We start from the raw sequence: 12114 nt of genomic DNA, 5'->3' as shown, positions 1-12114 counted from the left end.
CATGGCCTCCGCCTCGGTCGGGGAGATCCCGAAGAAGAGCGGGTCGAACTCGTCCACCCGGCGCATGAAGCCGCCCCACTTGACGAGCGTCTTGAACTCGCCGGGCTCCGCGTCGCCGTAGATGCCGCGCCAGTCCCAGCGGTCGGCGGGGATCTCGGTGATCAGGTCGTCGCCCGCGGCCAGATGGGCCCAGAACTCGTCCAGGTCCTCGGACTGCGGCAGCTTCCCTGCCATGCCGACCACGGCCACCGCGTCGCCGTACGAGTCCGCGTACGCGTCGCCGTACGCATCGCGGTGCGTGTCGCCGGTGGGACGGGGGCGTACCGGCTCGGTGACGGGCACGGGGGCGGGGGTGGGAGCGGGCGCCTGGGGGGCGTACGTCTGCCGCAGCTCCTCCGGATGGGTGCGCGTCATCTTCGCGACCAGGTCCAGCGTCGTGGAGATGCCGAAGAAGAACGCGGGCGTCACATCGAGGCCGAAGGTCTCGTTGAAGGTGTGGCTGAGCCGGGTGTAGGCGATCGAGTCGAAGCCGAACCGGCCGAGTTCCGCGTCCGGGCGCAGCGCCTCGGCGCTCACCTTGGCCGCCTCGCAGACCAGGCGGTGAACGTCCGCGAGCAGCGCGGGCCCCCAGTCCTCGTCATGGCCCTCGGCGCCGGTGGCGTCCGCCGCGTCGGCGGGTGCGGTCACCCGCCGTACGCCGAGTCCGGCGAGGAACTCCGCGCTGCCCGATACCACTGCCATCTGAACTCCTTCCCGGCCCAGTACCTCGTCCATGGCCCGCAGCCCCCGAGCGGGCGGAATCGGTGTCACCCCGGCCGCCGCCAGCCGGTCCCGGTGCCGCTCCACCAGGGCGGATGTGCCCCACGCTCCCCAGTTCACGACCCGTACGGGGTACGGGAGTCCGGCCGCCAGGGCATGGGCGTACGCGTCCTGGAAGGCGCATCCGGCGGCGTAGCCGCTCTGCCCGGGGTTGCCCAGGAAGGACTGGACGGAGGAGAAGATCAGCAGGAAGTCCAGCGGCTCCTTGCCGAACACGTCGACCACGGCGGCCGTGGTCCGGGTCTTGGACTCCAGGCCCTGCCTGAAGCGCGCCTCGCCGGTGGTGTGCAGCGCGCCGTCGCACAGCACGTTCGCCGCCTGCACCACGCCGTTGACCGGTCCGAACCGCCGGGTCACGGTGTCCGCCACCCGCCGCAGCTGCTCCGGGTCCGCCGCGTCGGCGCGCAGGTGGACCCAGCGTTCGCCGCTCGGGTCGATCCGTTCGAGGCGGGCGCGGCGTTCCCCGTCCAGCGAGCTCCGGCCCACCAGGGCCACCCGGGCGCCGTGGTGGCGCACCAGGTGCGCGGCCACGTCCAGCCCGACGTCCCCGGCGCCTCCGATCACCACATGGACACCGTTCGCGCGCAGCCGTTCCGGGTGCGGCGGCCGGGCGGGCGCGGCGGGCGTCCGCTCCGCCGGTTCCAGGACGTTCCGCAGGAAGCGGCCGTCGCGTACGGCCAGTTCGGCGCCGGGGTGACCGGTCACGGCCAGCACCCGGCCGGCCGCGGCCACCGGGTCGCGCACGACCTCGTCCCAGGCCAGGTCCAGGGTGGCGATCCGCCAGCCGGGGCATTCGCGGCGCAGGGACTTGGCGAACCCCCACAGGGCGGCGGAGGCCGGGAGGGCGAGCGGCCCTTCCGCGGCCGGGCAGGCGTCGCTGGTGACCACGGTCAGCTCGATGCCCGGCCCGCCGGCCGGCTGCCCGAACAACCGCTTCACCAGCCGGAACAGGGCGAGTACCCCCGTCTCCTCGGCGGTGGCCAGCGCGCCGAGGTGTTCGCCCGGCAGCGCGGCGGCGGGCCGCCGCACCCCGGCGAGGAAGTGGACGGTGGCCGGCGGCACCAGGCCCCCGGCGTCGAGCTGACGCGGCTGGTCGGCCCGGATCCTGACGACCGGACGGGGCGCGAGCCGGTCGGCGAGGGCGTCCGCGAGGGCCGTCCCGTCGTCGGTGTGGACCAGCCAGACGGGGCCCTCCGTGGCGGGCCGCCCCCCGGCCGGCGGCGGATCGGTGGCCACCCACCGGGGCGTGTAGAGCAGATCGTCCACCTCCCCGGCCGTCGCCTGGTGTTCGGCGGCCTGCGGGGGTCCGGTGATCTCGGCCGCACCGGCCGCCCTCGGCTCTTCGAACCAGTGGCGGGTCCGCTCGAAGGGGTAGGCCGGCAACGGCAGCAGCCGGGCCGGGCGGTCCCCCGGCAGCCGGTTCCAGTCCACCTCGGCGCCGTCCGCCCACATCCGGGCCAATGCCCAGGGGTCCGCCGCCGGGCCCTCCTCACCGGGCCGCGGCGAGCGGTGCGGCGCACCGGCGGCCCCGGCGGTGCCCGTGAACAGCCCGGCGCCGGGCGCGGGGGCCTCACCGCGGGCGCAGGCGGCGAGCGCGGCCGTCAGCTCCGCCGGGCCGGAGGCCACCACCGCGAGCCGGTGCTCCATGGCGTCCCGGCCCACCCGCAGGGTGTGCGCGATGTCCGCCCAGGTGCGCCGGAGGACATCGGCGGGCAGGCCCGCCACGTACGCCTCCAGTGCGGCGGCGTACGCCCGCAGCGCGTCCGCCGTCCTCGCCGAGAGCACGAAGACCTCCTCCGGGAGGGCCGGTGCGGACGGCGCCCCGCCCTGCCAGGTCTCGCCCTCCTCCAGGACGACGTGCGCGTTGACCCCGCCGTAGCCGAAGGAGCTGACCCCGGCCCGCAGCGGGACCTCGCGGCCCTGCCCGTCGTGCCGCCTCCGCCACTCCTCCGCCTCGGTGACCAGGCGGAACGGGCTGCCCTCCAGCCGCAGATACGGGTTGGGGCGGCGCAGGTGGAGCGAGGGCGGCAGCGTCCGGTGCTCCATGGCCAGCAGGACCTTGAGCACCCCGGCGATCCCGGCCGCCGACTCCAGATGGCCGATGTTGGTCTTCACCGCTCCGAGAGCGCAGTACGCGTCCTCCTGCGGTGCGGTCCCCCGGTCCGCGAACAGCCGGGCGAACGCCGTCTTCAGACCGTCGACCTCGACCGGGTCGCCCAGCTCGGTGCCCGTGCCGTGCGTCTCGATGTAGCCGACGGTGGCGGGGTCGACGCCCGCCCGCCGGTACGCCTCGACGAGCATCCCCGCCTGACCGGCGGGGTTGGGCGCGGTCAGGGAGCGGGCCCGGCCACCGTGGTTGACGGCGCTGCCGCGCAGCCAGCCCCGGACCCGGTGCCCGGCCGCCCGGGCCCGGTCGCGGCTCATAAGCACCACCAGGCCCATGCCCTCGCCGCGGACGAAGCCGTCCGCCGCGCTGTCGAAGGTCTGGCAGCGACCCCGCGGGCTGAGCATCCCGGTGCGGTCGAGCAGTTCGTAATTGCGCGGCGACAGCAGCAGGTTGACGCCGCCCGCGACGGCCACCTCGCACGCACCGGCGCGGATCGCCTCGGCGGCCCGGTGCAGCGCCACCAGGGAGCTGGAGCAGCCGGTGTTCACGGGCTCGCTGGGGCCGTGCAGATCCAGGAGGTAGGAGATCCGGTTGACGAGGATCGAGTGGGTGTTGGCGGTGGCGGCGTAGGCGTCGATCTCGGCACCCGCCGCCATCTGGAGTTCCTGGTAGTCGTTCGAGCCGACGCCGACGAACAGCGCGGTAGTGGAACCGGCCAGGCTGCCCGGCGCGATCCCCGCGTCCTCCAGACCGGTCCAGACCGTCTGGAGGAAGAGACGCTGCTGCGGGTCCATGCCCTCGGCCTCGCGCGGGGAAATGCCGAAGAACAGCGGGTCGAAGAGGTCCACACCGTCGATGAACGCACCCGGGTGGGTGACGGATCGCAAGGCGGGACGGTCCGTCGGCACGGGCGTGACCAGGTCGTCGCCCGCCACCAGATGGCGCCAGAACGCGTCGAGGTCGGCGCTGCCGGGCAGCAGTCCGGCCATGCCGACGATGGCCACCGGCTCGTCGCCCCGCGCGGCGGCCGGGGCGGCGGCCGGAGCCGGAGCGGGGGCGGCGGTCGCGGGCGGGGCGGGGGTCGCGGGCGGGGCGGCGGGCTCCGTTGCGTACCTCTCGCGCAGCACCGCGGGCCAGTCGGACGCCAGCTTGTCGATCAGGGCGCGCAGCGTGGCGGTCTCGTAGAAGACGGTCGGGGTGATGTCGAAGCCGAACGACTCGTTGAGCTGCCCGGCCAGCAGGCTGTAGCTGACCGAGTCGAAGCCGAACGAGCCCAGCTCCTGATCGGGATCGAGGTCGTCGAGGGCGATCCCGGACGCGTCGGACGTCAGCCGGAGCACGTCCCGCTGGAACGACGCGCGCAGCCGCCCCCGGTCGCTCTCCGCCGCCCCGGCCGCTCCCGTGCCCGCGGTGGCCACCGCTCCGGTCTCCTCCGCCTCCGTCGTGACGGGCGTCCCGTCGCTCTGGGCGATCAGCACGTGCTGGAAGTTGCGGGTGGTCCACCGGTCGCCGGGGAGCGCGGCGAAGTCGGAGTAGCCGAGCGCCGTGGCGGCGGCGCGCCAGCCCGCCGCGTCGAGCAGCGGCGAACCGGGCAGGCGCAGTGCGGTGTCGTCGTGGCTCCACCAGCCGTCGAACAGCCCGTAGGTGACGGTGGACTGCACGGTGACCGCGGTGAGTTCGTTGAGCAGCAGCCAGCCGCCCGCGCGCAGCGCCGCCTTGATGTGTCCCAGCGCGCGCCGGATGTCGCGGGTGGCGTGGATGACGTTCGCGGCGACCACCAGGTCGTACGAGCCGGGCGCGAAGCCCTGCTCTCCGAGGTCCCGGTCCGCGTCCAGCCGCTTGAAGCGCAGGAACGGATAGGCGTCGCCGTATTCGCGCCTGCCGTGCGCCAGGAACGCCGCCGACAGGTCGGTGTACGTGTACTCCAGCCGGTCGCCGTACGGCTCCAGGGCACGCAGCAGCCCGGCGGAGGTGCCCCCGGTGCCCGAACCCACCTCCAGGATCCTGATCCGCTCGCCGTCGGCCAGGGCCGGCAGCCGCTCGCGCACATGGGCGAGCACGCACGCGGTGAGCACGTCGTTGTAGACGTCGCTGATCGGATTGCCCTTGTAGACGCCCTCCATGAGGGAAGTGCCCGAGCTGGGGAAGAGCAGGTCCGTCGCGATCAGTTCGCCGCGCAGCAGCTCGGGGTAGCGGCCGAGGCACAGCGACAGCAGCCGTACGAAGACGGCGAGGTCGGCGCGGTCGTCGGCCAGCTCGTCCAGCCGTGCGGCGTGATCGGTCGTGCGGCACCGGTCCAGCGCCCCGGGCTCGGGGGCGTAGCCGTCGGCGGTCAGCCGCAGCAGCCCCGCCTCGTGCAGCAGGCCGAGTACCGTGCCGAGCAGCCGCTCGTAGCGCGGTACGACGCCGATGCGGCGGCCCACGGTCCGCTCGTCGGCCGCGTCGTGCGGGCCCTGCCAGGCGCCCATGCCGTCGAGCAGCCGCAGCAGCCAGCCGCGGGCGGCATCGGCCATCCGTCCGTCCAGGGCGTGGAAGTCCGCGATCGCCGCCGCGCCGGACGCGTCGAGCGGAAGGTCGTGTTCCAGCAGGCTCGGGGCGGACACCGGCGGGACGGCCTCCGGGCTCCGGCCCGCCGTCCGCGCGGTTCCCACCGTCTCCGTGGCCTCCATCGTCCCCACCGTCTCCGTGACCGCTACCGTCCTCGTGTTCTCCGTGGACCCCGCCGCCTCCAGACCCAGCCGCCGCAGCAGCCGCGCCTCGGCGGGCAGCGCGAGCACCTGCGGGCAGTCACCGCCGAGGGTCCGCAGCACCGTCAGCCGGCCCTCGTCCGGCGAGATGGAGCGGAACCCCTGTGCGGTGAGGCTCTTGCGGTGGCTGTCCGTCGCCGCCGCGCCCACCGTGCCCCAGTGGCCCCAGTCGACGACCCGCACCGGGTACGGCATCCGCTGGTCCAGGGCGGCCGCCAGGGCGTCCTGGAAGGTCGACCCGGCGGCGTAGGGGGCGAGTCCGGGGTCGCCGAGAAAGGACTGCGCGGAGGAGTACAGCAGCAGGAAGTCCAGCGGCTCGCCGCCGAAGACCTCGGTGAGCGCCACGCTGACCCCGGACTTGGCCGCCAGGCCCGCCCGCAGGTCCGCCTCGTCGAGGTGGCGGACCAGCGCGCCGGTGGTGTGGTCGAGCGCGGAGTGGACCACGCCGTGGACCGGTCCGAACCGCTCGTGGACGCGGTCCAGCGCCGCGCGCAGGCTCGCCACGTCCGAGGCGTCCGCCCGTACGTAGGCCAGCCGGGAGCCGTCCGGGTCGGCGTCGGCGATCCTGCGCCGCCGCTCGTCGTCCAGCGGGCCGCGCCCGATCAGGGCCACCCGGGCGGCATGGTCGCGGGCCAGGAACCGGGCCGTCTCCAGCCCGATGCCGCCCGCACCACCGATGATCACGTACGTGCCGCCGGTCCGGATCGTGCCGGGCACCGGCGCGGGCAGCGCCTCAGGCCGCAGCGCCTGTACGTGGCGGGCCCCGGCGCGGTGGGCGACCCGCAGGCCACACTCCGCGGGCTCGGCGACGATCCGGTCCGCCAGCTCGCCCCAGCGCGGGTCGGCAGGGCCGGGCAGGATTCCGCCGAGGCCCAGGTCCACGACCGGGAGGGTCCAGCGCGGGTGTTCGTTCTCCAGCACCCGCGCCAGGCCCGCCAGACCACCGGCGTACGGCCGCCGGGCGGGCTCGGCGCCGTCCACCGCCCAGACGTCATGGGTGACGATCTTCCAGCTCAGCGGGGCGCTGCCGGCAAGCGGGACGGCCAGCTCCCGGGCGCACCGGAACAACGCCCGTACGCCCAGCTCCTCGGCCCGCTCCAGGGCCGCCATCGCGTCCGGTCCGGCATCCCCCGCCCCGGGATCGCCCGGCACGGCCTCCCCCGCCGGATCGCCCAACCCGCCGAGGAAGTACACCGTGCCCGGGCGGGTCAGCTCCGTGCGCAGTTCGCCGAACGCCTCCGGGGCGGCCCGGTCCACCTCCCAGCGGCCCTCGCCCAGCCGCCGGGTGCGCGTGCCCAGTTCGGCGCGCACCACCGTCCGGTGCGGATACCGGTCGGCCAGGGCGTCGGCCAGGGCGCGCCCCGCCTCCGGGTACACGAGGAGCACCGGACCCGCGGGCTCGGCCGCCGGCCCCTCGGGCACCGGCGTCCGCCGCCAGGTGGTGACGTACGTGAACTCCGGGCCCGTCTCCTCCGGGGTGCCGTCACCGGCGGGCCGCACCGGCGAGCCGGTGGCCTCGACCCAGCAGCGGCGCCGGGTGAAGGGGTACAGGGGCAGGTCGGTCCTGGGCGGCGCGCCCCGGTCGTACAGGGCGTGCCAGTCGACCGGTCGCCCGTCCGCCCAGAGCCGGGCCAGGGTGTCCGGGTCGCGGTGGTCCGGCGACTCCCGCCCGGCCCGGCCGCCCTGCCAGGCGGGGCGTGTGGCGGTGCCGCGGTGCACGCGGTCGCCCGTGCCGCCGCCGCGCAGGAAGTCCCGTAGCGCCTCGCGCAGTTCACCGGTGTCGGAAACGACCAGGGCAAGCCGTTCGGGCATGGCCTCCCGGCCGGTCTGGGACGTGTACGCGATCGACGCGAGCGAAGGCACACCGGGGGCGTCCGGCGCGGGGGCGCCATGGTCCGGCGCGCCCGCCTGCCCGGTGCCGGCGGTCAGCCGGTCGGCCACCCACGTGAGAGTGGAGCCGAGGTCGAGGCGGGGGCGGGGGCCGTCGGAGGGCAGGCGGTCGGCGATCTCCTGCTCGAAGCGGCGCAGGTCGGCCGCGTCCAGCCCCCATTCGTCCAGCCCGGCGTCCGGGTCGGGGGTCGCCCCGGCGAGGCCGGACAGCTCGCCCGCGATACGGCTCAGCTCGGCCAGCACCTCGGACCGGGCGGGACGCGCGGCGGCGGGCCCGGGGCGGCCGGTGCGCGGCTGGCCGTCCGGACGGGCCGGTGGTGCCTCCTCGCCGACGAGGGCCAGATAGCGTTCGGCGAGCCGCCGCAGGTTCTCCTCCTTCTTCGCGGACAGCACGACCACATGGGGGCCTTGACGCTCCTCGGCGCCCGACGGCTCCCGGTCCCCCGGCCACTCCTCGACGATCACATGGCCGTTGGCGCCGCCCGCGCCGAAGGCGCTCACCCCCGCCCGGCGCGGCAGGCGCTCCCCGCCGCGCGCGACGGGCTCCTCCCAGCGGGCCGCGGAGCGCTGGACCCGGAAGCGCGTGGCGTCCCAGTCCACGGCCGGGTTGAGCCGGTCCGCGTGCAGGGAGGGCACCAGCGTGCGGTGACGCATCTGCAGCAGCACCTTGGTGAGCCCGGCGATGCCCGCCGCCGGTTCGAGATGGCCGATGTTCGACTTCACCGAGCCGATCGGGATCGGCTCCGCACCGGGGACACGGCCACCGAACACCCGCTCCAGGGCGGACATCTCGATCGGGTCGCCGAGCGAGGTCCCGGTGCCGTGCGCCTCCAGGAAGCCGAGCGTGTCGGGGTCCACCCCGGAGCGGTCCAGCGCCTCGCGCAGCAGCTCGGCCTGGGCGGCGGGGTTCGGTACGAAGAACCCGCCCGAACGGCCCCCGTGGTTGACCGCGCTGCCCTTGATCACACCGTGCACCCGGTCACCGTCGGCGAGCGCCCGCTCCAGGGGCTTGAGCAGCACCGCGCCCACGCCCTCGCCCGGCACGTAGCCGTCGCCGCCCGCCCCGAAGCTGCGGCAGCGGCCGTCGCTGGAGACGAACCCGACCTGGCTGAGGTGGAGGTACTTGTACGGGTGGGTGATGACGTTGACCCCGCCGGCGAACGCGATGTCGCAGTCGCCCGAACGAAGGCTCTGGCAGGCCAGATGGATCGCGACCAGCGACGACGAACACATCGTGTCCACGGCCAGGCTCGGCCCGCGGAAGTCGAAGAAGTACGACACCCGGTTGGCCACCGACGAGGAGAACGACGAGGGCAGCACCGGCAGCCGCTCCGGCGCCTCCAGACCCAGCATCTGGTACTGGTTGAACATCACGCCCGCGAACACCCCGGTCCGGGAGCCGGCCAGCGCCTCGCGGGTGCGCCCCGCGTCCTCCATGGTGTGCCAGACCGTCTCCAGGAACAGCCGCTCCTGCGGGTCCATGGCCTCGGCCTCGCGCGGCGTGATCTGGAAGAAGGAGGGGTCGAAGCGGTCGGCGTCGCCGAGGAAGCCGCCCCACTTGCTGGACGAGCGGCCCGGGGTGTTCCGCCGAGGGTCGTAGAAGTCCCGCCGCGGCCAGCGGTTTTCGGGGATCTCGCTGACGCAGTCACGTCCCGCCGCCAGGTTCGCCCACAGTTCGTCCAGGTCCGAGGCCATCGGATAGCGGCCCGCCAGGCCGATGACCGCGATCTCCCCCGGGGAGCCGGCCGCCGTGGGCCCGGACACCGCGCCGGACACCGCGGCGGGCGCCGGTTCGGACACCCGGACGCCCCCGGGCGCCCGCTCGGGCGCCTCGGTACCGGACGGCGCCGCCATCCGCAGGTCGAACGGGGCGCCGGGCCGCGAGGCGTCCAGCGAGCGCAGGATCCGCTGCCGGTCGCCGTGGAAGAGGACGAGATCGGCCTCCTCGCGGCCCAGCCCCGCGAGGAAGGCGGCGGCACCGGCGCCGGCGCGCAGCGGGATCTGCCCGTGCCTGCGGAAGTACTCCTCCGTCGGCTCGTCGGCGCGCATGCCGCCGTCCGCCCACAGCGGCCAGCCCAGCGCCAGGCTGCGGCCCGGTCGCCCGGCGGCGGCCCGGCGCTGCCGGGCGTAGGCGTTCAGGAAGGCGTTGGCGACGGCGTAATCGGACTGTCCCGCGTTGCCGACGGTGCCGGTCGCCGACGAGAACAGGGCGAAGAAGTCGAGCGGTTCGTCCCGGGTCGCCTCGTCGAGGTGGACCACGCCCCGCACCTTGGGCGCCAGGACGCGGCGGACGTCCTCCTCCGTCTTGTGCCGCACCAGCCCGTCCCGCAGCACACCCGCCGCGTGGATCACGCCGTGGATCTCCCCGAACCGCGAGCGCGCCTCGCGCACCACGCGCGCCACGTCGGCCGCGTCGCCCACGTCGGCCCGTACGTAGCTCACCTCGGCGCCGTGCCGCTCCAGCGCGCGCAGCCCGGCCCGGGTGGCGGCGTCCGGTGCGGAGCGGCCGAACAGGACGAGGCGGGCCCGCACGTCCCGCGCCAGCCGCTCGGCGAACAGGCGGCCGAGCCCGCCGTTGCCCCCGCTGACCAGGTAGACCCCGCGGTCCCGCAGCGGCAGCGGATCCGGGTCCCCGAGCCGCACCTCGCGGTAGCGGCGCACATGGCGCCGTGCGCCCTCGTAGCGCACCCAGGGCTCGGTGTCCTGGGCCAGTTCGCGCCGCAGCAGGGCGCTCAGCGCCTCGTCCTCCGGCCGCGCGGAGCCGCCCAGCTCCACGACGGTCGGGCGCAGCCGCGGCTGCTCGATGCGGACGGTCTGCGCCAGCCCGCTGAGGGCTCCGGGCACGGTCGCCGCCAACTCGCCGTCCGCGGCGGCCAGGTGCAGCAGCGGCAGCCGGGTGTCCTCCGCCGTGCCGGCCGGCGCCTCCAGCAGTGCCCGGCTCAGTGCGAGCAGCGAGGCGGCGGCCTGCTCGACGGCCTCCGGCAGGGCGGCCACGCCGCCGGGCCCGGCCGCCGGACCCAGGTGGACGACGGCGTCCGGGAGTCGGTCGCGGCGCGCCAGGCCGCCCAGGAGCGTCCGGTAGTCCTCGTACGAACCGGGGCGGGCCACCGGGACGTCGGGCGCGCCGGGCAGCCGCCGCACGGCCTCGCGCACGCGGGCCTCCCAGGCGCCGTCGTCGGCGACGAGCAGGACCGTTCGCGGCTGCCGGCCCCGGGTGGGCGGCGGTGTGTCGTCCCGGCTCCAGCCGCCGGTCAGGCAGAGCGTGGCGGCCTCGTCGGCCGGGGCGGCGGCGTCGGCCGGGGCGGGCTCGTCGGCGGGGGTCGCCTCGTCGGCCGGAACCAGGCCGGCCAGGTAGGCGGCCACGCTGTCCACCGTCGTGTACTCGAAGAGCAGCGTGGGGTACAGATCGATCCCCCAGCGTTGCTCCAGCGTCCTGACCAGGGCGAGCAACTGGGTCGAGTCGAGACCCAGTTCGTAGAAGCCCTGGTCGGGGGCCACGGGGCCGGCCGCCGAGTCGCCCAGCAGCGCCTGGACGGCCCGGACGACCTCCTGACGGACGTGTCCCAGGTGTCCCCCGGCGTCCGGACCCGCCTCCGAAGCGGCCGGTGAGGCGGGTGCGCCCGGTGCGGCTGGTACGGAAGGCGCGTCGGCCGGCGCGTCGGGACGGGTGAGACGCGTGATCAGTTCCCGTGACCTGATCCGCTTCAGGGCGAGCCGTTCGAACCGGGCGACCAGGCGCCCGTCCGCGTCGTGCAGATCGATGTCCACGGTGAGCAGGTCGCTCGACGGCGCCGCGCCGTCCCGCACCCGCAGCCGCACCCGGCAGGCGTGGGGGAGCGGTCCACGGGCCCGGAAGGCGGTGATGTGGAACGGGATCAGCGGCCGGGGGTCGCTCTCGTCACCGAGGAAGGCCACGGCGTAGCTCTGCATCGTCGCGGCGTCGAGCACGGCCGGGTGGAGCAGGAAGTCCCCGTCGCTCTCCCGCGCCTCCTCGCCGAGCGCGATCTCGGCGAGCAGCCCGTCCGCCCGGTGGTGGATGGTGCCGTGGCACTTCATGAAGGGACGGTGGTGGATGTCGGCGGCCCGGCCGAGGGCGTAGACCCGTTCGACGTCCTCCCGCCGCGCCGTCCCGTCCTCCTCCGTCTCCGTACCGGCCGAAGCCGGCCGGGCTTCCGGAAACGGCGTGCCGAGACGCAGCTCGGCCTCCATGTGCGCGGTCCACAAAGTGTCCTGGGTGTCCTCCGGCTCCGCGGGGCGGTGCGTCGGCAGCTTGCGGCTCCGGGCCCGCACCCGGTGGCCGGAGGGCCCCGGTTCGAGCGTGACCTCGATCTCGCGGTCGAACTCGTCCGTGGTGACGACCGGTTCGATGAAGAGGACGTCGCGCAGCTCGGTGCGGTCGAGGGCGAAGCCCCGCTCGTCGAGGAGCCGGTAGACGATGTCGAGGAACGTCACGCCCGGCAGGGTGCGGACGCCGTGCACCCGGTGGTCGTCCACGATCGGGTTGGCGCTGGTGAGGGTCAGACGGCAGCGAATGGCCTGGTGCGGTTCCAC

The 12114-nt window shown here is 75.5% G+C and carries 1 protein-coding gene (running past one end of the window); it reads right to left on the bottom strand.

All coding sequences use genetic code 11. The annotated features are described in order from the left end of the window. On the bottom strand, positions 1 to 12114 hold the 5' portion of the coding sequence (locus tag ACH4SI_RS24810) for an SDR family NAD(P)-dependent oxidoreductase (RefSeq protein ID WP_398299103.1). 2082 nt of this gene lie to the left of the window's left edge; only the first 12114 of its 14196 coding nucleotides appear in the window; it begins with the start codon at positions 12112 to 12114; its stop codon lies off the left edge, out of view.

This window comes from Streptomyces sp. NPDC021212 (assembly GCF_044332925.1).
Lineage (GTDB): Bacteria > Actinomycetota > Actinomycetes > Streptomycetales > Streptomycetaceae > Streptomyces.
This window is presented reverse-complemented; position numbering and strand designations above follow the sequence as displayed.